Raw genomic sequence first — 23,481 nt, 5'->3', positions numbered from 1 at the left:
TGAAAGAACTAGCAGTTAGAATAAACCAATAACTATACAGGTACTTTATGACAATCTTGCCAGCAACTAATGTCGTTGATGCATATAAGCAATGTAATCCTGATTATGCTCTTCCTGCTGATGATAATCGCTACATAGATTTATCAGAGGTAAGAGGAGAGAATATAAAGATAATTAGTACAATTCGTCGTAGTATTGAGCGCTCAGACGATAATACTTGTACTTATCTGATCAGTGGTCACCGAGGTTCAGGTAAAACAACTGAGCTATTTAGGCTTAAGCAAAGATTAGAGCAAGACCATTATTTCTGTATTTATTTCGATGTAGGTGATGCTTTGGATTTGGCAGATATTAGCTATATCGATATCTTTCTGGCAATGGTCGATGGAACTAGTAAAGTTCTACAAGAAAGTAATATCGACATTGACAATGATACGATAACAGATATTCATAACTGGATCACTCAGGAGATATATACAGAATCAAATATTGAAAAGAAAGTAGATGGTAAGGCTAGTGCTGGTTTAGAGGCGAATATAGGTATACCCTCTATATTAAAGCTATTCGGTAGTTTAACCGGAGATATTAAACATAGTCAAAGCCAGCGTAGTACCATACGTGAAAAAATTGAAAAAAGGGCATCAGACTTTATTAGTAAAATAAATCAATTTTTGATTACCGTACGCAATGAAATTCAGAAGAAGGACTATAAAGACATAGTTATTATTGTCGACGGTCTCGAAAAAATGCACTATCGAACCTTTTCGTTAATGCATAATCAGTCAGATAGTCATACTCAGCTTTTTGTTCAACATGCTGAGCAATTGTTATCACTACAATCTCATGTGGTATACACCACTCCTATAAGCTTGTTCTTTATTAGTAATCTGCAAAACGACTATGAAAATGTTTACATTTTACCTATGGTAAGGCTAAATAATGCTGGTAAATCTACTCTCAAAAATTTGGTACAAAAACGTGTTGATATAGAAGCCGTATTTTCTTACCCTACGCTTGTTGATATACTAATTAAAAGCTCTGGTGGTGTAGTACGTGATTTGATGCGCCTTATTAGATTGTCTTGTGATACTGACGAAACTAAAGTATCTGCTAAAGAAGTAAAATATGCAGTCTCTAGATTGACTAGAGAATACGATAGATTGTTGAAACCAAGCGATATTCCCATTTTAGAAAGAGTCTATAGAACCGAGTTAGTTAATCCAGACGATGAGAGAACAAATCAATTACTGCTTAATCGAGTTATACTTGAATACGAGAACGGCAAACGTTCTGCCAAACTACATCCCGCTTGTTTAGAAATAGGATGGGTTATGGATGAAATAAATAATCTAACAGCGGCTAATGCTCAGAACTCTAATAGTTCTGGCACGACTTAGTAGCGAATCTTACTTATGGATATTTTAGAATTTTCAATAAATACTCCCATTACCGAAGAACAAATAGAAGTTCTTCAACGTATTAAACGCAATATTAAGCGTTCTGAAAACGAATATGCTTTGTATTTTGTCGAGTGTAATTTACCCAATTTGCGCAGGCAGTTGATTGGTGAGCTTGACAATACAAATAATCTAAACTTACTGACCCTTGATATTGCTAATTATCCGAAAAACGAAGGTCTACATATAGATGAATGGGTAAATAAACAGAAAAATAAGTATCAAAATGCAGAGTCTAAACAATCATTAGATGCCATCAATATAATTGGTCTTGAACAACTACTACCTACAGGCTCTGATGAACAAATTATCAAAACTGTAAGCGAGTTAAACTGGCGTAGGAGCTATTTTCAAGCGCTTAAGGTCCCTATTATATTTTGGTTACCAAGTTATGCATTAGCGCTACTCGCAAATCAAGCGAGTGATTTTTATGATTGGTACAGTGATATTTATCATTTTGATAGTAATTTAGATCAAAAAAAACTTGCTGCTTTTGATCAATACAGTTCATTGAAGCATCCAGACTCTCAAATCCTCTCTCAACATTATCAAACTTCTGTAGAAAAAGAAGCCCAACTAAAATCACTTAGAGCATTATTAGATGAAGCAACTACATTAAATGATCAAGCCTATGTAAGAACGTTAATGGCAGACTTATTTTTTTCTATAGGGAACTTAGATGAAGCGTTGATGCACTGGAAAGATGCTATGAAAATTGTTATACAAATAGATAACAAGGTAGCTGAACAGACTATCCTAAGTAATATTTCTCAAATTTATCAGGCTCAAGGCAATTATAATAAAGCTTTAGATTGCCTTATGAAAGCTCAAAGCTTGGGAGAAGAGTTGAACGGTGTAAGTGATAATGGAGCAATATCCAATAATATATCATTGGTTTATATAGCACGTGGTGATTACAAAAATGCCCTAAAGGAACTAGAAAATTCTTTAAAAATTGATGCTAAAGCTAATGATGATATAGCTCTGAGTACACGTTATATCAATACAGGAGGTATATATTATAAAATCGGAGAGTACGACAAAGCCTTAGATTATATGAACAGAGCTTTAAAACTTAGCCAAGACATAGGAAATAGAGTAGGTATAAGTCATTCTTACAACGGTATTGCTACTATTTATGGTGATAAAGGTTACAAAGACTTGGCACTCCAATACTTAAAAAAATCTTTAAAAATATGTGAAGAAGTAGGAAACAAAGTTCTTTTAAGTACCGTTCTATACAATATTTCAATTATCTATTGTGATCAGAGAAAATTTGATGCTTCTTTACAGTATCTTAATAGATCATTAGCTATCTCTAGAGAAATAGGTGATACAGAAAACGTAGCAGTTACTTTATCAACTATCGACTCAATTGAAAAATTGATAAATTGATTTTTTTGGTTATGTACATATCAAAACCCCCGATAGGCAATTGCCTATCGGGGGTTTTGATATGTACTAGGTTAAATAAGCGCTTTATGAGTTGACTAAAGCCGTACGACTAGGCAACCAAGTGAAGATTGTACTGATAGTACATCGAGCGAGGTTAACAACGTCGTACAAATTTAGTCGAGGCATATATTACATCATGCCGCCCATTCCACCCATACCGCCCATTCCAGCACCGCCGCCCATAGCAGCCATACCGTCATCACCTTGTGGTAAATCAGTGATCATAACTTCAGTCGTTAGCATTAGGCCTGCAACAGATGCAGCGTTTTCTAGTGCTGAACGAGCAACTTTAGCTGGATCAAGGATACCCATCTCTAGCATATCGCCATATTCGCCAGTCGCTGCGTTGTAACCGTAGTTACCACTGCCACTTTTCACTTCGTTGACCACAACTGAAGCTTCTTCGCCAGCGTTGGTTACGATTTGACGTAGTGGTGCTTCCATCGCGCGACGTAGGATATTCATACCAGCGTTCTGGTCATCGTTGTCACCGCGTAGTTCAGACAATGCATTCATCGCACGAACTAAGGCAACACCGCCGCCAGGTACAACGCCTTCTTCAACCGCTGCACGAGTCGCATGTAGCGCATCGTCAACACGGTCTTTCTTCTCTTTCATTTCAGTTTCAGTTGCTGCGCCGACTTTGATCACTGCTACGCCGCCTGCTAGTTTAGCAACACGCTCTTGTAGCTTTTCTTTGTCATAGTCAGAAGTAGACTCTTCAATTTGACGGTTGATAGACTCAACACGGTTTTCGATGTCAGCTTTGTTGCCAGCGCCATCAACGATAACGGTGTTTTCTTTACCGACAGTCACTTTCTTAGCAGTACCAAGTTGCTCTAGAGTAGCAGTCTCTAAGCTTAGGCCAATCTCTTCAGAGATTACAGTACCGCCAGTTAGCGTTGCGATGTCTTCTAGCATTGCTTTACGACGATCGCCGAAACCTGGTGCTTTAACGGCACAAGTTTTCAAGCCGCCACGCATGTTGTTTACAACTAGTGTTGCTAGTGCTTCGTTTTCTACATCTTCAGCGATGATTAGCAACGGCTTGCTCTGCTGCATTACTTGCTCAAGTAATGGCACGATCTCACGGATATTGCTGATTTTTTTGTCAACTAGCAATATATATGGGTTTTCAAATTCAGCAGTTAGGCTGTCTTGCTTGTTGGCAAAGTATGGGCTGATATAACCACGGTCAAACTGCATACCTTCTACAACTTCTAGGGTATCTTCGAAGCTTGAACCTTCTTCAACAGTGATAACGCCTTGCTTGCCTACTTTTTCCATCGCTTGCGAGATCAGCTCACCGATTTTGGTGTCTGAGTTTGCAGAGATAGAACCAACTTGAGCGATTGCTTTGTGATCGTCAGCTGGCGTTGATAGTTTATGGATTTCTTTAACCGCTTCACGTACCGCTTTGTCGATACCGCGCTTAAGATCCATTGGGTTCATGCCAGCAGCCACTGACTTCATGCCTTCTTGTAGGATTGACTGAGCCAATACAGTTGCAGTAGTTGTACCATCACCAGCAACATCGTTAGTGCGACTAGCCACTTCACGTACCAGCTGTGCACCCATGTTTTCAAATTTGTTTTCTAGCTCGATTTCTTTGGCAACTGAAACACCATCTTTAGTGATGGTAGGTGCGCCAAATGATTTGTCGATAACAACGTTACGACCTTTAGGGCCTAGTGTTACACGTACTGCGTTTGCTAGAACGTTTACGCCGTCCATCATTTGTTTACGGGCATCAATGCCGAATTTTACGTCTTTTGCCATGTTAAATTACTCCACTATTATAAGTATGAGAATACAATTGATTGATTTGATAGTTGCTTATCAAAAGCGATTATTAGAAACTGCTATCAAAATGTGCTGAGTATAAAATGATACTCAAAAGGACTAGCCTTCTAGCACACCCAATACATCAGACTCTTTCATAATCAATAGTTCTTCACCGTCAACCTTTACGGTTTGACCAGCATATTGACCGAACAAAACTTTGTCGCCAGCTTTTACATCTAACGCACGAGTTTCACCGTTGTCACGAACTTGACCATTACCAACTGCAAGCACTTCACCTTGTGAAGGTTTTTCTTGTGCTGAACCAGGAAGCAAGATACCACCAGCTGTCTTTGTTTCTTCTTCTATGCGGCGGACGACAATACGGTCATGTAAAGGACGAATGTTCATCGATATGACTCCAAAAGTTAGTTGATAAAATTAAGGGTTTATTTGAATTAATGGTCTCAATACCAGTATCTATAGGGAACACTGCCAAAAACAACGCTTTATAGATAAGCCTTGAGCTTGTAACAAAAAGTGGGGGCAAGGTGAGTTCGGTTCAAGTGTAAAGCCCAAAAATTTACAAGATTATTTTGCAAAAATTGATCAATCAACATCTCATACCGATGCTTTACGTTGAATAGAGTCAATATGCTAGTTAGACAAAGGACAAAAAGTAGGAATATTTAGAAATATTAGCGAGCTGAATTTATGTTTTGACCAATACCAAATCAACTATAGAAACATTTGCTACAAGCACTACACGAAGCGGTATGACATCACGCTTGAAAATGTAACAGCGTATGACCATTATAGGTCTGGTAAACATAATAAGAACGAACGATAAAAGTTGCTATATCGGCAATAAATTAATGAAGGGGTATCTATGAGTTTTTTATCAACGCACAAAGAGTCATCAAGCGACAATGTTAATACTGCTAATAACGCAAAACGCAGTCCATCTAAATTTTTATCTGCCTTAGTGACAGGCATCAGTATCTCTACCGTTGGAGCTTTGAGTATGACCGCACCTACCCTAGCTAGCGCAAAAACTGTTCAACCATCAACTGCCGATTATAGTTTTACCGTTGAGGACAAATACAAAGGCACAGCAACTCGTACGCTAAGCAAATCTGGGAATACGTGGAAATATAACGTTAAGGCTCGCGTCGCTGGTGTGGCGAGTGCCTCGCAAAACAGCACTTTTACGCTTAATGGCAACAATGTCAGTCCTACGCAGGCGAGCACCACTTACAAACTACTTGGCATGGGTCGCACGCATAAACTAGACTTCAACCCAAGCAGCAAAAAAGTCACTAGTAACTATAAGGGCAAGTCGACGACTATGAACATGTCGCAACAAGCCTTTGATGATTTGAGCCTTGAGGTACAGATTCGTCAGGATTTATTAAACGGTAAATTCTCTGGTAACTATTACATGGCGAAAAAAGACAAAATCGAGAAGACGCCATTTAAAAAATCAGGCAGCACTAAGATTACCGTACCAGCGGGTACCTTTGATACGGTACGTGTTGACCGCGTTCACGATGACGATAGCCGCTCTACCAGTTTTTGGTTAGCCCCAAGCTTGGACTATATGCCAGTTAAAGTTAGCCAAATTAACGATGGTAAGAAAATGGATTTAGAATTAACTAAGGTTAACTAATCTACTTGTCTTTAGAGTTATAAACGAAAAAGCGGCGCTCCAGATGGAGCGCCGCTTTTTTATGGTTTTAGATTGATAGGTATAATTTATTAGGCTTTAGATAAATTCAATTATTGACGAGGTTTCTTCACAACGTTGTTCATCGAAGGCAGGCGTTTAAGCAGAATAAATAGCCAAATATTGATAGCAAGCAATAGTAAGAAATCCGTTAAGTACACGGCGATTTCTGCCCAGCTACTGCCATATATACGAGTAAACAGCACCACGCCACTCGCGCCCAAATATACTAGGGTAAACATACTACTTATCAACAATGCATAAGGTGAACGACCACGCAATATCCATGGCGTCAAAATCAATGCTGGCACTAGCCATAACGCCTGCCAAGCAATACCGCCAACGATATCAGGGCTACTAGGATTAAAGATACTAATAAAGATAGGCAATCCGAGCAGTCTATAAACGAGCCAAATTAACCACGTAACCTTTAAGCGCTGTGCAATAGGTGCGATAGGCTTAACCGTTTTAAGAGGCTTTGTATTAGAGCGGGTTGTGGCCATTAGATATTTTGATTTCCTAAATGAATAATATACTGCTGAATATGAATAGTTAGTGCGTGCTTATAACCGAGTGATTATAGGCATTAAATCGTAGACTTGCAGACTTAGATGACTCTAGACAGCAGGTTTATAAAAGTTACTTATCGGCTCCAATTAGCCTGTGCTAATGCAGCTGCCGTAATCGCTAAACGACGACCTTGAGCAATACCTAAATCTCGCTCGTCAGCAGATATAGGCTGATCATGCGATGCACCGCTGACATGGCTGGCCCCATAAGGCGTGCCGCCGCGATGAGTACGGTTCAATGCTGGCTCTGCATAGGGCACACCTACGATGACCATACCGTGATGCATCAGCGGCAACATCATCGTCAACAACGTCGTTTCTTGGCCACCATGCATGGAACCTGTCGCCGTAAATACTGAGGCTGGTTTGTTTTGTAGATTCCCTGCCAGCCATAAGGTCACGGTATTATCCCAAAAATACTTCATGGGTGCGGCCATATTACCAAAGTGCGTTGGGCTACCAAGCGCTAGACCGCTACAGTCCTTGAGATCGTCCATCGTACAGTACAAGTCGCCTTCATCAGGTATCGCAGGCTTGCTTGACGTGGTTTCAGGTGCCACTGTCGGTACCGTACGGATACGCGCAGTCATGCCAGCATCTTCAATACCTTGAGCGATAGCATATGCTAATGTCTTAGTCGTACCGTAATTAGAATAATAAAGCACCAGAACATAAGGGTCGGTCTGACTCATTAGCAAAGCTTCCTTATAAAATCGTTAACATACTAGCCACCAAAAATGCGGCGAAATATATGACTAACTGGCATTGTAGAATATGTGCACATTATGCCCGAGTCATTCACTGTCATGCAAATAACCATGATTGATAACCTGACTTATATTGTATCTGATGCGCTACGTGGTGCATTTTGACACAATTAAACCGCAGATGATAACCGTTCATCTTTGTTACACTATTGTCACTCTTACTTTTGCTTAATGGTCGACATGGAAAAATTATCTCAAAAACTCCCGTTTTTACAGCAGCGCTGGTTTCAGTTTTTACGGTTTTTGACTCGGCATTTTTTTGAAGATAATTGCCAGCAAAAGGCAGCTTCACTGACGTACACCACTATGCTGTCGATCGTGCCTGTATTGACGGTATTACTGATGATTTTGTCATCCGTACCAGCACTCGCATCGGTTAGAGCGCAGATTTATGACGTCATTTATAGCAATCTATTGCCGCAATCGAGCATGCAAGTTAGTGAGTACATTAATAGCTTTGCCGAAAAGTCATCCAATCTAACCATTATTGGTGCCATGATTTTGTTCTTTACGACTATCATGACATTGACCACTATCGAGCGCGCGTTTAACCAAATCTGGCGAGTAGAAGATCGCTCGGGTGGCATCAAAAGCATGCTGCGTTATTGGACTATCGTTACCCTAGGACCGTTAGTATTGGGCACCGCTTTTATCGCTTCAAGTACTGTACAGAGTCTGAGCTTTCTTAATCGTCAAATTGCTGGCTACGGTATCGACTGGAGCTTTTGGGTACAAATGGCATCGATTGGTATTACGATGGCGGGCTTTATCGGTATGTACTGGTTTATTCCAAAGGCGCGCGTACCAGCAAAAAATGCAGCCATCGCTGGCGTGTTCGTGGCCATTGTCTTTGAATTAATGAAGCATCTGTTTGGTACAGTGATGGCTAACTTTACCAGCTACGAAGCGATTTACGGCGCTTTTGCCGCCTTGCCTATCTTTCTACTATGGATTTATCTGTCGTGGAATTTGATTTTATTAGGCGTTGAAATCAGCTATACCTTGACAATTTTTGAGACAGAAGAAGTCTACCCTCGTCACCCGTTACTCAGCTTGTTAGATATGTTGAATTTGGTCTATACCCACCACTTAAAAGGTGAAGCCGTTAGCGAGCAAGCACTGCGTAATGTCTTAGGTCGCAAAGAGCTGCCGAAATGGTATACCTATATCAACTACCTACAAGACAGCAATCTTATTACCATGACAGATGATGATGACTATGTACTCAAAAGAGATCTGAGTAGGATGACGTTATGGGACTTTTATCGTACCTTGCCCTATCCACTTCCTATCAAAGACGAGCTGGATGAGATGAAATTGGAAGGTCAAAAGCCTTGGCTAAGTTTATTGGTAAAACGTTTTGAGAATACTGAAGCGTATGCCAAACAGCAACTGCACCTGCCGCTAAATGCTATCTTTGCCAATAGCGAACCGCGTAAACAATCTAACAGTAAGCATATCGATGACCATAAATTATTTAGAAAAACCTCTGCCGCCACTGAAAATGTACAACGACATGATAATCTAGATAGACATGATGAGAGTGCTTACAACGGTAATAATCCAAATCTCGAAGCCTCACCGCACCTAGAGCCTATGGCTTACGACAAAGACAGTAATATTGAATATGACGATCACGACAATGAAGCCATCATACCTCTAGGGACTAGTGAGAGTCATACTGAGACAGATATGACCAGACGTACGCATAAAAACGCTATTATTACAGAAGCAGATAACCCTAAGGCTCATCACAGTGAATAAAAATGATGGAGACAGTGTCTGGACACGTACGATCAATGCAGGTCAAAACAGGCTTAAGCAGTTCACTAAGTTGTGGTCGATACAAACGCTGACTGACTTACCTGATCGCTTAAATAATTTGTGGCAATGGCTGATTGGCTCTTATTGGTTTATTCCAACTGCTTGCGTCATTGTCGGTATTTTACTTGCTCCTTTGCTAGTCGCGATTGATCAGCATTTTGATCGTGAAACGGTAAAAGAGATCTCCTTCGCCTTTACTGGTGATGACGAGGCTGCGCGCGCGATTATGACAGCCATCGCTGGTGCGGTATTGGGCGTGGCCGGTACGACATTTTCGATTACGATCGCCGTCCTGTCGATGGCATCCTCACAGTTTGGCCCAAGACTGCTACGTAACTTTTTGACTGATACCCCAAACCAGTTTGTCCTTGGCGCTTTTATCGGTACATTTAGCTATAGCTTACTGGTATTGAAGTCTATCCATAAGTCTGACGTAGCTTTTGGTGTACCGCAATTGGCAGTAACTTTTGCCATTATCATGGCGATTATCTGTGCGCTGCTTTTAGTTTATTTTGTGCAGCATATGGTGCATGCTATTCAAGCGTCACACGTCATTCAAAACGCTAGCAACGATGCAATTGCAAACATTTACTATTGGTATAACGATCGATGTGACATTCAACATCAACGCGATGCTGAGCACCATGATATCGAGCAGTTCCAAAACTGGCCTGCTATGCCTATTTATTCACCAAATTCAGGTTATCTACAGCAGATTTATCTTGAGTCATTGATTGCGCTGTCACAGGATTATGGTGGCGTGGTACAGATGCATGTCAACCTCGGTAATTACGTCACTGACAAAAACGTCATTGGTTACTTTTATCAGCGACCTGCCTCTCATCCGAATAATCGCCAAAGGACAGCAACACCGCATCTGGCAGTGATACCGCGAGCGCCTGATGGACTGTTTTGGCAACGTCTTGCAGGTTGCCTGCGACTTGAGCAACGATTGGCGCACTCTAACGATATCGCCTATAGCTTAGGTCAGATGACGGAAATTGCTGTACGCGCGTTATCCCCTGGTATCAATGATCCAAAGACTGCTGTCAATTGCGTTCAGTCTCTAACCAGCTGTCTGAGTATTATGATGCGTCGTCAGCCACCAAGCCCTTATCATTTTCATATACCGCAATCAGACACTAACGATAGCTCTGAAAATACTATCAAACAGAAGCGACTGGCCATATTGGCACTAGTCACTCATATCCCCAAAATTTCTGACTTTATCAATGTATCACTCGGTGAGATACGTCGTTATGCAGCTGCTGACCTAATGGTCTTAAAAGCATTATGTCAGGCAATGGTCAATTTGAACTATGCACGGGTAAACAGCGCACAGCAGCAAACGCTATTACATGAATTGCATCTGATTCAGCGCGCCGGAGAAGAGAACTTAAATTATCAAGAGTTGGTCGATGATTTGGTCGCTATGTGCGAACAAGCCAAGCAATTTATCCTTGATAATGATGCTCAGCACAAGCATTTTAATTACGTGAGTGAGTTTGAAGCGAATATTCGTCAAGCGTTACAGACACAGTCTAGTTAATGATATGACCAGTTAAGTGTTTAAATAGATGGCAATATTAGCCTTTATAAACACATTACTTATAATCACAATACCTATAGCTAGCAACACTTATAACGTCCCTATAAGCCCTGCGCTTTAGATACTTTTTATATTTATATGAGACCTACTTTTTATGGCATCTGCAACCAGCCTCACCATCCTAGAAATCAGCGCCATATTTTTGTCGATTACTGCTTCATTAACTTATATTAATCACCGCTTCATTGGTTTGCCGACCACTATCGGTGTCATGGTCATCTCTATCTTACTGTCAATTGGTGCGATATTTTTGGGCTTCTTAGGGTTTGATCAGCTGATCGATTACGAAGTCAGTTTATTGGAACAGCTTGATTTTACCGAAGTTCTCTTAGACGGTATGCTATCGATGTTGCTATTTGCAGGCGCGTTACACGTCAATATTGGCGACTTAAGACGTTACAAGTTACCTATCGGCATCCTTGCGGGACTTGGTACGATCATATCAGCGATGCTCATTGCGACCGCGATTTATTTTATGCTGCCGTTGTTTGGTTTCGGCCTGCCGTTTCTCTGGTGCCTGTTGTTTGGGGCGCTTATCTCCCCTACCGATCCTATCGCCGTCATGGGTATCCTCTCATCAGCAGGTGCTCCAAAGAGCATCGAGACCGTCATCGCTGGCGAGTCATTGTTCAATGATGGTATCGGCGTGGTTATTTTTGTCTTACTGCTGGGGATTTTATCTAGCGGTGATATTCCTACTGCCAACTACGTCGCACATACATTAGCGGTTGAAGCTGGTGGCGGCGTTGTATTCGGACTGGTACTTGGTGCGATTTTGTATTACTTGCTCAAGAGCATTGATAGCTATCAAGAAGAAGTGCTATTAACATTAGCAGGCGTCATCGGTGGCTACGCGTTGGCCAGCCATTGGCATTTATCAGGGCCACTCGCCATGGTCATGATGGGTCTGATGGTCGGTAACCGTGGTCGCGAGCTAGCAATGAGTGATAAGACACGGCACTATATTGATTTGTTTTGGGAATTGATTGATGAGATTTTAAACGCCATTTTGTTTGTGCTCATCGGTCTAGAAGTGGTCATGATTGCTTATTCAGGCAATTTATTTATAGCGAGTGGTTTGACGATTTTGATTGCGCTCGTTGCCAGATTTATCGTGGTAGGCATGACGACCAAGACCTTTCATCGTCAGCTTGATTTGCCTACGGGCGCATGGAAAGTTCTGACGTGGGGCGGCTTACGCGGTGGTATCTCAGTCGCGCTAGTATTACAGCTACCAATCGGGGCTGAACGAGAGATTTTATTGGCACTCACTTATGCGGTGGTGATTTTCTCTATCTTGGTACAAGGTCTGAGCGTTGGAAAAGTCGCTAAAAGCATTCGTACGGATGAAAAACCAGTAGACGTATAAGCTAAAAATATAACAGGCACAAAAAATCCAGCATAAGACAAGTATCTTATGCTGGATTTTTTGACTTAAACTTAAACGTTATATCAAGCCCTTTCGTTTCATATTGCGATAAACCACAATAATAATGAGCAGATTAGAAACCAATATTCCAAGCTTAAACCAGTCAAACGGGCTAACGATCAGATAGTAGATTTCTATAGGAATAAATACCCCGTAGCCTAATACCCCAAACCAATACGCCCATGTTTTGTCATGCCATAAGCCATAGGCTTCGAGGAAGCGCAAACTGGCGTAAGCAAATATCAATAATAAAAACATCGGCCAGTTTTTACTTGCTTGCTGAGCAATACGTACGGCACTATCGATTTGCGGGGCAAGCATATGCCCGAAGCTGCGCTGCCAAGTAACCGTTGCGGTCGTTAGCCAATGCTCAAGATTGGTATGCCACCACCATAATGCCCCTGCTCCTAGTAACGCACCAACACCTTTGACTACCTCATAAATGGCCACCGCTTTAATAGACTCACTCGCCGTACTGCGCGATTTTTCTTGCTGACCATTCATAGCAACCCCTTTATCCTTCGAGGATGGCGGCAGACGGTCATCCTGTCGGGGCAAATTAGCCAAAGAATGTCTCCACAACACGTCCTTGCAACTGCTGATTGAAAAACGGCGTGTTTTTACCACTTGATAGCATCGATTGCGCGGTTACTTGCCACTCAAGGTTAGGATCGACCAATACTGCACCGCCGATAGCTTCATACTGCTCACTAATACCTGCGATTTTTGCAGGATTCAGGCAGATTTTATCTACCAGTTGCGAGAGTGTTAAGACATCGTCATTTACCAGCTGACAAGCCAACGCCATAAACGTATCGAAGTTTGAGATACCTGGCGTACTTTCAGCAAATGGTGCTTTTTTGGCGGTACTGTTCAATGGCTCGTGATGACTACAGATAGCATCGATAGTGCCATCCTTTAATCCACGGCGGATTGCCTGTTGGTCAGTATTGCTACGTAGCGGTGGCAACACATATGCCTGAGCATTAAAGCCTTCAAGATTGTCATCAGTTAAATACAGCTGATGCATCGCAACATCACACGTAACCGGCAGACCTTTGTCTTTTGCCCAGCGCATGAGCTCAATGGAAGACTTACATGATAACTGGCTAAAATGAGCAGCGATTCCAGTCTCTTCCACCATCAATAGCTGCGTAGACAGTGCAACAGTTTCTGCAATCCAAGGAATCCCTTGCAGACCATGATAAGAAGCAATATAGCCCTCATGTGCCACGCCATCTCCAGACAGACTTGGCTCATCAGGATAAAAGAATACTTTCATACCAAAAGTCGCCGCGTATTCTAATGTACGTAGCAATACTAAATCATTGCGAAAAGGTCTACGCGCATTGGATACTGCGATACAGCCGCCCTTTTTAAGCCCTGCGATGTTAGAGGGTCGTTCGCCCTCTAACCCTGTGGTCAATGCACCCAAAATATGCAAGTAAATCCCGCCATCACTTAAGGCGCGCTCACGCAAGCCCTTTAAAAGTGAACCATTTTCTAAAATAGGATTGGTATCAGGAGGTGTGACTACATGCAAAAATCCATTACCACGAGCTGCGCTGCCTTCTGATTTTAGCGTGCCGTGTTGCTGCTGGCCTGGCTCACGCAAGCGCGCGCATAGATCTACTAGTGGTGGCAATAACCACATCTCACGGTCAGAATCGAGTGTAGACAGTTTTTCTGTTGCAGTTTGTGGCAATGCATCTTTAAATGCTTTTGGTAAATGGTCAAGAATGGGTGCATCCGTATTAAGCATGGTAGACATAACGTTATTACCGTATCAATAAAATGAAATAAATGAGAATAAGTCGCGCGGCAGGCTGTTTACTTGCCAGCCGCTTGATGAGCACGTTGACCTTCCATCGCAAGCGACAAGACCGCCATGCGAATGGCAATACCGTTATTTACCTGCTTTAAGATAACGGATTGTGCGCCATCAGCCACACTAGAGGCAATCTCAACACCGCGGTTCATCGGCCCTGGATGCATAACTAGCGCATCAGGTTTGGCAAGCGCTACTCGCTCCGGCGTGATCCCATAATGCTTATAGTATTCACTCGATGATGCTAAGAGCGGCGAACCGATACGCTCATTTTGTATTCTTAATCCCATGATCACATCACAATCAGTGACACACTCATCCATGTTTTCATATACTTGCACGCCAAAACGTTCGATACCTTTAGGCAGTAGAGTACGCGGCGCACACACACGGATGTCTGTCACACCTAGTGTTTGCAGTGCACTGATATCAGAGCGTGCCACGCGTGAATGCTTAATATCACCAACGATCGCGATAGACAGCTCTTCGAATGGACGCGGTGCCTCACGATGAATAGTCAACATGTCGAGCATTCCTTGAGTAGGATGCGCATGCCAGCCATCACCACCATTAATGATAGCAATATCAGGCGTCACCTCTGTCGCCATAAAATGCGCGGCACCTGATGCTGAATGGCGTACTACAAAAATATCTGCCGTCATCGCCTGTAGATTCCACAGCGTATCGCGCAGACTCTCGCCTTTTTTGGTACTAGAACGTTCGATATCGATATTGAGTACATTAGCACCCAAGCGTTTTTCTGCCACCTCGAATGTCGTCCGGGTACGAGTCGATGGTTCGAAGAACAAATTCATGACCGTATAGCCGTCTAACTCAGGACGATTGATTAGCTGTCCGTTTTCATCAAAGAAAGTCTCTGCTTTTGCGATAATAGCTTTGAGCTGTGCTTTATTAAGACCTTCAACACCTAAGAAATGCCTGATACTGCCATCGGTGTTGAGCTGCGGACGACTTAGTGAGGTATTGAGCCTTTGATGAATCGTATTGGGATCAAATTTTGCATAATCAGTCGGTGAGACTGGTTGTGTAGCGCTACTATCGATAGAATTTGACATAATGGCGAGTCTTTATTGTGGGTTTATATGAGTCTATAGTAATCACTTATTCATCTTTGTTCGATCATTTATCACTGATAGGTATATATACAAAGGACATTTTGACGCTTATTTGCTACAATTTACCGTAATCAAATTCGACCAAAAAATAGCCTCAGCAGACAATCAGAAAGCGTGAGTAGACATGCTGTATTCTCATAGAGAATAATTCTGACAAAACTATAAATGAATAACAATAGATATAGTGTAGCCGATTTTGTGGTCGGGACAAAGATGCCGTATTAGCTATTTAAGAATTTACCTATTTCAGGTGTGCTAAATGCCACCTACTTCTTTACTTTGACACCTATCCGTTCTTTTACTTTCCATACCATTTATTAGGAAGCCTTATGACGACCTTAGCAGACTATCTAAACCAACATGCTACTAGCCCTGCACTTAACGACGTGATTACCACTGTCACTGATGTCGGTAAGACGATTTCACAACTGCTCAGAAAAGGCGCTTTAGCAGACATTTTGGGCGAAGCTGGTAATCAAAACGTTCAAGGCGAAGATCAGAAAAAGCTAGACGTACTAGCAAATGACTTACTGCTAGATGCATTGGCAAAAAATGCACATTGTGCTGGTGTTGCGTCAGAAGAGCTCGATGACGCGACCCCTGCTAATGACGATGGTAGCCTATTGGTACTATTTGACCCATTAGATGGCTCATCAAATATCGACATCAATATGGCAGTAGGTACGATTTTTTCTATCTTACCGTATGATCGCCAAGGTCAAACCAGTGAAAATAGCGACTATTTGCAAGCAGGTAACAGACAGCTAGCAGCCGGTTATCTGCTATATGGCACCTCTACTGTACTAGCGCTAACCATCGCTGATAAAGTCGTGATGTTTAGCCTAGATCCAGAGACTTCTGACTATGTGCTGATAGAAGACAATGTTCAAATTGATGCCGATACAAGCGAATATGCTATTAATGCCTCAAATTATCGCTACTGGCGCGTACCGATGCAGCAGTACATTGATGAGTTAATCGCTGGCGAGACAGGCGTACGTGGACGCGATTTTAATACGCGTTGGGTAGCCGCCATGGTTGGTGACGTCCATCGCATCTTATGCCGCGGTGGTCTGTTCACTTATCCGTTTGATACCAAATATGCTCATAAAGCGGGTAAACTACGCTTAATGTATGAAGCCAATCCGATGAGCCTATTGATTGAACGCGCGGGTGGCGGTGCGACAGACGCTGTCAATCGTATCTTAGATATCGAACCGACTGATATCCATCAGCGTGTACCAGTGGTACTCGGTAGCAAAAACGAAGTCAATTACGTGAAAGACTTACACGTCAATTATTCTGAAAAATAATTGATTGACGCACCTGTTAAGAGTAGCCAACGTAATGCTAAATCAATAATAGGCGTTATGCTGGTTATCTAAACAACTCCTTTACTCTTCTCTAAGCGATCCACTATGGTATTAAATCCCACCGAGCTGATTACCTCAGATAAGAACACAACAGTGAAGCTTGTGAAAGCACTGTTGTCCCAAGCACGCCAGCGTAAAAAGAACGGTCAGACAGTCATAGAAGGCGTCCATTTGATAGATGCTGCGCTGCGTAGTGACTATCCTTTCGTCCAGATACTACTGTCTGAGTCAGCGCGTAGCCACCCTGAAGTTCAGCAGGTATTGACTCGCCTGCCCACTTATACGCCTATTCTTACTTTGCCAGACTCACTTTATGAGAGTATTCGTAGCTTGGGTACTGGCATTGATATCATGGCGATAATCAAAGTACCAACGCCTAGCCTATCGATGATCGATGAGGACTGCTTAATCTTGAACGACGTGCAGGATAGCGGGAATGTTGGTACGCTGCTACGTACAGCAGCAGCCGTCGGTATCCGCAATATTCTATGTACCAGTGCGACCGCTCAAGCTTGGTCTCCCAAGACGCTACGAGCAGGTATGGGTGCACAGTTTGCCCTGACTATCTATGAGGGCTTGAGTACGCAAGATATTTTAGATCACGTACAAGTGCCGCTTTTGGCGACTAGCTCACATACAGATACTATCATTTACGAGCACGATTTATCTGCGCCTGTGGCTTGGATTATGGGTCATGAAGGCCAAGGCGTTAGCGACGATTTAATGCAATGTGCTACGCCTATCGCTTTACCACAGCCAAATGGTCAAGAGAGCTTAAATGTAGCGATTGCAGGGTCTTTATGTCTTTACGAAACCTTACGCCAAAGACAATACTCTTAGCGTCCATTTATAACTGCTATTAAAATCCTACCTATCAAGCATAAAAAAACCCACTATCAATTGATAGTGGGTTTTTTATTATCTGTCTACTACTGATATAGTCAAAGAAGTCTAAAACGAATACAAGGCAGCCGACTGCAGACTGTACAAGTAGTACATCTAAGGAGGTTAACGCCGTAGCCGTTTAGTAGTTCTGTGACTATATATTAAACCTTGCTGGTTAGCTCAGGTAGTGCTTCGAATAGATCAGCTTCTAAGAAGTAATCAGCAACGCTAGCGATAGGTGCTTCTGGGTCATTGTTGATAGCAACGATGACTTTAGAATCTTTCATACCAGCCAAATGCTGAATCGCGCCTGAGATGCCAGCTGCGATATATAGCTGCGGTGCAACGATTTTACCCGTTTGACCGACCTGCATATCGTTTGGTACATATCCTGCGTCAACAGCAGCACGTGATGCACCAACAGCAGCGCCTAGCTTGTCAGCCAATGGCTCAATGTACTTGGTGAAGTTTTCACCGTTTGCCAAGGCACGACCACCAGAAACAACAATACCAGCTGACGTCAATTCTGGACGATCAGACTTAGCCATTTCTTCGTTAACGAAGCTAGCTTTACCAGTTTCTTGTACATTGTCGATAGTTTCAACAGTAGCTGAACCACCTTCGCTTGCCACTGGGTCAAACGCAGTGGTACGTACGGTTAGTACCACTTTGTCTTCTGTGGTTTTTACTGTCGCTGTCGCATTACCTGCATAGATAGGACGCTCAAACGTTTGCGCATCTACTACACCTGAGATTTCAGACAGCATGCTGACGTCAAGTAACGCAGCAACGCGTGGCATAAAGTTTTTGCCAGTCGTGGTCGCAGCCGCTAGGATATGGCTGTAATCACCAGCGATATCAGCAACCAATAGCGCCACGTTACCTGCCAATTGATGCTCATAAGCAGCATTGTCAGCCAATAGTACTTTAGTCACACCTTCTGCTTTTGCCGCTTCATCCGCAACAGCTTGGCTACCACTACCAGCAACCAATACATGGATATCATCACCCATTTGTTTAGCAGCAGCGATGGTGTTTAAAGTTGCCTTTTTTAGACTGGCATTGTCATGTTCTGCATATACCAAAATTGCCATGGTTTTAGTCCTTTATATATTCGTATTATCTATTCATGCGGTTGTTTGTGTACAAAGCTATTTGAGCAACTATCATTTAATATAAGATAAAGCAGTCAAATTTACAGCCTTGTACAGGATATGCCGTAGCGAAGTATCCAATCATTAAAACATTAAATGACTTTTGCTTCGTTTCTTAGCTTATCGACCAACTCATCAACTGACCCTACTGTAATACCAGCTTTACGGTCAGCAGGTGGCACGACTTTAATAATTTCTTGCTTAGATGTCATATCAACACCGAAATCTGCTGGCGTTTTCTCATCAAGTGGCTTTTTCTTCGCTTTCATGATGTTAGGCAATTTAGCATAACGTGGCTCATTCAAACGTAGATCAGTCGTGATAACCGCTGGTAAATCAAGAGCAACAGTTTGTAGGCCGCCATCGATTTCACGCGTTACGTTTACTTTGTCGCCTTCAACTTTCACTTCTGATGCAAACGTACCCTGACCGATACCCATCAATGCCGCTAGCATCTGACCAGTTTGGTTGTTGTCATCATCAATCGCTTGCTTACCTAATAAGATAATATCAGTGCTTTCAGCTTCGGCGATACTTTTTAGAATCTTAGCAACTTGTAGTGGATATGGTTTTTCGTCACTTACTACTAATACACCACGGTCAGCACCTAGCGCTAGGGCTGCACGAATCTGCTCTTGTGACTCTTTTGGACCGATTGAAGCAACAATGATCTCATCAATGACGCCAGCTTCTTTTAGACGAACCGCTTCTTCTACTGCGATTTCATCAAAAGGGTTGATTGACATTTTAGTGTTTGATAAGTCAACGCCAGAGTTGTCGGCTTTTACACGAACTTTTACGTTATAATCAATGACACGCTTGACCGCTACTAATGCTTTCATACGTTCCTCGTTTATTAATGTTATGAGTTAAAAATTGTCAGTTAAGAACCAAAGGTTCGTTGTGGTTCAAATTGTCGTTCAAAATACTGCTCAAGGTTATTACTACATCAACAGAATATAGTTAACTAAGAAAGATGAGCCAATATCTAAGAGCATATTAGCATTGTATCTCTTACTAATGAAATCTGCTAAAGCTAAGCCAACCGTTATTATCAGACCTATGTATCTTGCGTCAGCAGGCAGATAAGGTCAAGACAACGCCGTGAATAATGCGTCATAAATTTGTCAACACTCTATAATAAATAGTCTATAAGCACATCGTTTCACGATTTTTATTGTTCAGTAGCTTAAAATACTCGTACCTTTATAGCATTCTAAGCCTTAGCTTTACTTAATATTTTGTTATTATTTATCTCTTCAAAGTTAACGGATGAGAATAGTTAGGCAAGCTAGACCTGCGACTTACCATTCTTACTAGCACCAAGCAATAATTCACTATCACGTATATCATCAAATAAAGACCAATCAGGTTCAACGTTATTATTCTTAATGACACTCATATCACCTGTCGTCTCCATAATCACTGCAAACACTTCTGTTTTCGCTTTGATACCATTTTTACGTAGCACTTCCTGCACATCGCTAGTACTAAGATTGGCTTCTTTTAAGTTGTCTTGTAGATACTCACCATGAGCCATTAGGATAATAGCTTGATTATCTATCAAAGCTTTTAGCGGTTTTATTTTGCGCCTGATAACTGAAATAACGCCCTGAATCAAGAATAATACTGCAACAGCAAATAACCCTTGAAGTAGAGAAGGCTCATCTGACAATACCGTCGACGCCAATATACTACCAATACCAACCGTCATCGCAAAATCATGGCTTGATAGCTTGGAAAAACTGCGTAAACCCATCAATCGAGTAAACAACATCAGCCCTACATAAAAGCCTATAGCGGATAAAGAAATCCCGAGCACCTGTTGCCAGTCAATTGAAAGCCAATTTTCCCACTTCATAATACAACCTTATCTATTACATCTTTATTAAATCATTGTTCATTATTACCTGATGATGTTGATCGTCAAAATCAATAGCACTTTATCTAAAGAACACTTTGTCATACCAAAAAAGTCCCATAAAAAAAGCAACCTGATAAGAGGTTGCTTCTTTTTAAAGTCGATACAGTATTTTTATTGTTTTAACAAACAAAGTAATCAATGCATATTGATAATCTTATTGTCATTAAGTTTACTGACAAGCAGTTAACCTAATAAATGAGATTAGATAGCTTCGATTTGCTCAGCTTGTGGGCCTTTTTTGCCATCACCTAAGATGAAAGACACTTTTTGGCCTTCGGCTAGAGTTTTGAAACCGTTACCTTGGATAGCGCTGTAGTGAGCGAATACGTCTTGTCCGCCATTGTCTTGAGCGATAAAACCAAAACCTTTAGCTTCATTAAACCACTTTACAGTGCCTTCAACTTTATCTGACATAAATTTTCCTGACTCTTTAACTGTTGGCGAGACTTGTGTCATCACCGATTAATTGATATATACCCTAATATTTTCTGCTAAATGCGGCGGCCAAAAATGCTAAATGTTCTTAAAGAAAATTTGAATTTTTTGCCTCAAATATTTTGAGTACCGTCTGATTATAACAGTTTTCCATGGTAGGAACAGTCTAAATTGCTGATTTTTGTAAATAAATACTAACTATTGTTGCAAGCTAACATCGATAGTAATCAGTTCCATATCTAATTGATATAAAATATTTTTTATTTATAGATGTACTACAACTTCATCAATAAACTACTAATTAAATAAGTCAATATAGATGATAGTAGGTCGGAATATTAGTTATTGCAATGGTGATGTTGGTAGCCATGCTGAACTCAATACAAGCAAACATAACGCAAAAAACACCAATGAAAATGACTGACTATAGGCAATATACTTGGCTGGAATGACCAAGTCTTTAGGAGAGTCAGGGATGCCTTTGCGCTTCAGCAGCTTGGTACCATATATCCAACCAAAGGTCGTGTATATGCCATATGCTGCAGGCACTGCGATAGCTAATGGGGTCAAATCAATAACGTATAAAATCACTACCGATATAAAGAACCATAGAGTATCTAACAATGAACTGACTTTAAAGAATTTAGATTGAGGCAGTTTACCATCGGTCTGTTTGAGCATCTCCCCTTCTATCCAAATTAAAACTGCTACCACAGCGCTAAGAGTAATATATACGAATTGCGGCGTTAGCCAGTCTGAATAAGATATTTGCACAGCATACAACCTATTATCTATAGAAAGTGAGAATGAAGCATCCGTCCGCTTCAATTACTTAGAAACGAATGAGAACAATGATGAATATTGATCGCAAAGGCGCTTTAGCCAATGTTAAGGTGCATGCTTATATTGGGCAGCAATTAATGGTTTTCAACCGATAACCCTGATTCAAATCAAAGCGGAAAACATCTATCAAATACTTTGCATAAAAAAACCCATGCTATCAAGTGATAACACGGGCTACTTCATCTAAATTAGATTATTATCTGATTTAGACTTTTATCTGTATAAAACTTAGTTTTTGTCTTTATCGATGATTTTGTTGCCGCCGATCCATGGCATCATGCCACGTAGCTTAGCACCAGTGATTTCGATTTGATGATCAGCATTGTTACGACGACGCGCAGTCATTGATGGATAGTTGGTTGCGCCTTCAGAGATGAACATCTTCGCGTATTCACCAGACTGGATGCGCTTTAATGCATTACGCATGGCTTCACGTGACTGCTCATTGATAACCTCAGGGCCAGTAACATATTCGCCGTATTCAGCGTTGTTACTAATTGAGTAGTTCATGTCAGCGATGCCACCTTCATACATCAAGTCAACGATAAGCTTTAGCTCATGTAGACATTCGAAATAAGCCATTTCTGGTGCATAGCCTGCTTCTGTTAGTGTCTCAAAGCCCATTTTAACTAGCTCTACTGCGCCACCACAAAGTACGGCTTGCTCACCGAATAGATCCGTTTCAGTCTCATCTTTGAACGTTGTTTCGATGATGCCTGAACGACCACCACCAACACCAGCAGCATATGATAATGCTAACTGTTTGGCTTGACCAGAAGCGTCTTGATAGATAGCGATAAGATCAGGGATACCGCCGCCTTTAGCGAACTCTGAACGTACAGTATGACCTGGTGCTTTTGGTGCAACCATGATGACATCAAGATCGCCACGTGGTACAACTTGGTTGTAATGAATCGCGAAACCATGAGCAAAAGCTAGCGTAGCGCCTTCTTTGATATTTGGCTCGATCACATCATTATAAAGCTCTTTTTGGAACTCATCAGGCGTCAAAATCATGATAACGTCAGCAGCTTTTACCGCATCTTCTACTTCAGCGACTTTTAGACCAGCATTTGCAGCTTTTTTCCATGAGCTTGAGTTTGCACGTAGACCAACAGTTACATCGACGTCTGAATCTTGTAGGTTAAGCGCGTGTGCATGGCCTTGTGAACCGTAACCGATAATGGCAACTTTTTTACCTTGGATAATAGATAGGTCACAATCTTTGTCATAATAAACGTTCATAAATAGAGTCCTTGTTCTCAATCATGGCTTGCCATGGATA

At 41.7% G+C, this 23,481-nt stretch carries 21 protein-coding genes; 8 read left to right on the top strand and 13 right to left on the bottom strand.

Annotation, left to right across the window (positions count from 1 at the left end; translation table 11 throughout):
• Window positions 1–47 precede the first annotated feature (47 nt).
• Complete coding sequence (locus tag QL886_RS11140) at window positions 48–1,397, top strand: hypothetical protein (RefSeq protein WP_290178742.1); 1,350 nt, start codon at window positions 48–50, stop codon at window positions 1,395–1,397.
• A gap of 15 nt (window positions 1,398–1,412) precedes the next feature.
• A complete protein-coding gene (locus QL886_RS11135; protein WP_290178741.1) occupies window positions 1,413–2,852 on the top strand; it encodes a tetratricopeptide repeat protein in 1,440 nt (479 codons plus the stop codon).
• A 189-nt stretch (window positions 2,853–3,041) separates the two neighbouring features.
• Here the strand turns inward: QL886_RS11135 and groL are convergent, their stop codons facing one another.
• Window positions 3,042–4,691 carry a chaperonin GroEL gene (gene groL / locus QL886_RS11130; protein WP_101204842.1) on the bottom strand — a complete coding sequence of 550 codons (1,650 nt, stop codon included), beginning with the start codon at window positions 4,689–4,691 and terminating at the stop codon, window positions 3,042–3,044.
• Window positions 4,692–4,814: 123 nt separating this feature from the next.
• The gene (gene groES, locus QL886_RS11125; protein WP_057758860.1) at window positions 4,815–5,105 is read right to left on the bottom strand and encodes a co-chaperone GroES; all 291 of its coding nucleotides are present in this window, start codon (window positions 5,103–5,105) and stop codon (window positions 4,815–4,817) included.
• A gap of 478 nt (window positions 5,106–5,583) precedes the next feature.
• Here groES and QL886_RS11120 point away from each other — a divergent pair, with 478 nt between their 5' ends.
• Entirely contained in the window at window positions 5,584–6,363 is a 780-nt protein-coding gene (locus QL886_RS11120) for a DUF3108 domain-containing protein (protein WP_290178740.1), read from the top strand.
• 110 nt (window positions 6,364–6,473) lie between these two features.
• On the opposite strand, the gene QL886_RS11115 is transcribed toward QL886_RS11120, so the two are convergent.
• Together QL886_RS11115 and wrbA are read right to left on the bottom strand one after the other, a co-directional pair.
• Window positions 6,474–6,923, bottom strand: coding sequence for a hypothetical protein (locus tag QL886_RS11115; RefSeq protein WP_201572260.1), 450 nt, complete (start codon window positions 6,921–6,923; stop codon window positions 6,474–6,476).
• Window positions 6,924–7,063: 140 nt separating this feature from the next.
• A complete protein-coding gene (gene wrbA / locus QL886_RS11110; RefSeq protein ID WP_114701670.1) occupies window positions 7,064–7,681 on the bottom strand; it encodes an NAD(P)H:quinone oxidoreductase in 618 nt (205 codons plus the stop codon).
• A gap of 255 nt (window positions 7,682–7,936) precedes the next feature.
• Here wrbA and QL886_RS11105 point away from each other — a divergent pair, with 255 nt between their 5' ends.
• From QL886_RS11105 to QL886_RS11095, 3 genes are all read left to right on the top strand, one after another.
• Window positions 7,937–9,520, top strand: a complete 1,584-nt coding sequence (locus QL886_RS11105; protein ID WP_290178739.1) for a YhjD/YihY/BrkB family envelope integrity protein — start codon at window positions 7,937–7,939, stop codon at window positions 9,518–9,520.
• Window positions 9,513–11,129, top strand: coding sequence for a DUF2254 domain-containing protein (locus QL886_RS11100; RefSeq protein ID WP_290178738.1), 1,617 nt, complete (start codon window positions 9,513–9,515; stop codon window positions 11,127–11,129). Before QL886_RS11105 ends, QL886_RS11100 begins: the two co-directional genes overlap by 8 nt.
• A gap of 154 nt (window positions 11,130–11,283) precedes the next feature.
• Window positions 11,284–12,558, top strand: a complete 1,275-nt coding sequence (locus QL886_RS11095) for a sodium:proton antiporter (RefSeq protein ID WP_201580267.1) — start codon at window positions 11,284–11,286, stop codon at window positions 12,556–12,558.
• 78 nt (window positions 12,559–12,636) lie between these two features.
• Here QL886_RS11095 and QL886_RS11090 read toward each other — a convergent pair whose 3' ends face one another.
• From QL886_RS11090 to QL886_RS11080, 3 genes are read right to left on the bottom strand one after another with little or no spacing between them, the layout of a single operon-like run.
• On the bottom strand, window positions 12,637–13,185 hold the full coding sequence (locus tag QL886_RS11090; RefSeq protein WP_238068996.1) for a DUF2127 domain-containing protein: 549 nt from the start codon (window positions 13,183–13,185) through the stop codon (window positions 12,637–12,639).
• A complete protein-coding gene (locus QL886_RS11085) occupies window positions 13,178–14,389 on the bottom strand; it encodes a dihydroorotase (protein ID WP_290178737.1) in 1,212 nt (403 codons plus the stop codon). The genes QL886_RS11090 and QL886_RS11085 overlap by 8 nt, the downstream gene beginning before the upstream one ends.
• 59 nt (window positions 14,390–14,448) lie before the next feature.
• Window positions 14,449–15,522, bottom strand: a complete 1,074-nt coding sequence (locus tag QL886_RS11080) for an aspartate carbamoyltransferase catalytic subunit (RefSeq protein WP_114701674.1) — start codon at window positions 15,520–15,522, stop codon at window positions 14,449–14,451.
• Between the two features lie 389 nt (window positions 15,523–15,911).
• Here QL886_RS11080 and QL886_RS11075 point away from each other — a divergent pair, with 389 nt between their 5' ends.
• Both QL886_RS11075 and QL886_RS11070 read left to right on the top strand, forming a co-directional pair.
• Complete coding sequence (locus tag QL886_RS11075; RefSeq protein ID WP_290178736.1) at window positions 15,912–16,895, top strand: class 1 fructose-bisphosphatase; 984 nt, start codon at window positions 15,912–15,914, stop codon at window positions 16,893–16,895.
• Window positions 16,896–17,000: 105 nt separating this feature from the next.
• On the top strand, window positions 17,001–17,795 hold the full coding sequence (locus tag QL886_RS11070; RefSeq protein WP_290178735.1) for an RNA methyltransferase: 795 nt from the start codon (window positions 17,001–17,003) through the stop codon (window positions 17,793–17,795).
• A 206-nt stretch (window positions 17,796–18,001) separates the two neighbouring features.
• Here QL886_RS11070 and QL886_RS11065 read toward each other — a convergent pair whose 3' ends face one another.
• From QL886_RS11065 to ilvC, 6 genes are all read right to left on the bottom strand, one after another.
• Window positions 18,002–18,934, bottom strand: coding sequence for an FAD-binding protein (locus QL886_RS11065; protein ID WP_057758839.1), 933 nt, complete (start codon window positions 18,932–18,934; stop codon window positions 18,002–18,004).
• 152 nt (window positions 18,935–19,086) lie between these two features.
• A complete protein-coding gene (locus QL886_RS11060; RefSeq protein WP_057758837.1) occupies window positions 19,087–19,836 on the bottom strand; it encodes an electron transfer flavoprotein subunit beta/FixA family protein in 750 nt (249 codons plus the stop codon).
• A 449-nt stretch (window positions 19,837–20,285) separates the two neighbouring features.
• Window positions 20,286–20,855 carry a YetF domain-containing protein gene (locus tag QL886_RS11055; RefSeq protein WP_290178734.1) on the bottom strand — a complete coding sequence of 190 codons (570 nt, stop codon included), beginning with the start codon at window positions 20,853–20,855 and terminating at the stop codon, window positions 20,286–20,288.
• 264 nt (window positions 20,856–21,119) lie between these two features.
• Window positions 21,120–21,332 (bottom strand): cold-shock protein, encoded by a 213-nt coding sequence (locus tag QL886_RS11050; RefSeq protein WP_057758834.1) that lies wholly within the window; start codon window positions 21,330–21,332, stop codon window positions 21,120–21,122.
• 363 nt (window positions 21,333–21,695) lie between these two features.
• Window positions 21,696–22,127, bottom strand: coding sequence for a hypothetical protein (locus QL886_RS11045; RefSeq protein WP_101204855.1), 432 nt, complete (start codon window positions 22,125–22,127; stop codon window positions 21,696–21,698).
• A 297-nt stretch (window positions 22,128–22,424) separates the two neighbouring features.
• Window positions 22,425–23,441 (bottom strand): ketol-acid reductoisomerase, encoded by a 1,017-nt coding sequence (gene ilvC, locus QL886_RS11040; protein WP_290178733.1) that lies wholly within the window; start codon window positions 23,439–23,441, stop codon window positions 22,425–22,427.
• Between the last annotated feature and the right edge of the window lie 40 nt (window positions 23,442–23,481).

It is taken from the genome of Psychrobacter sp. APC 3281, from assembly GCF_030407815.1.
GTDB lineage: Bacteria > Pseudomonadota > Gammaproteobacteria > Pseudomonadales > Moraxellaceae > Psychrobacter.
Note: the sequence above shows the minus strand (reverse complement) of the source record. Positions and strands in the feature narration are given on the sequence as shown.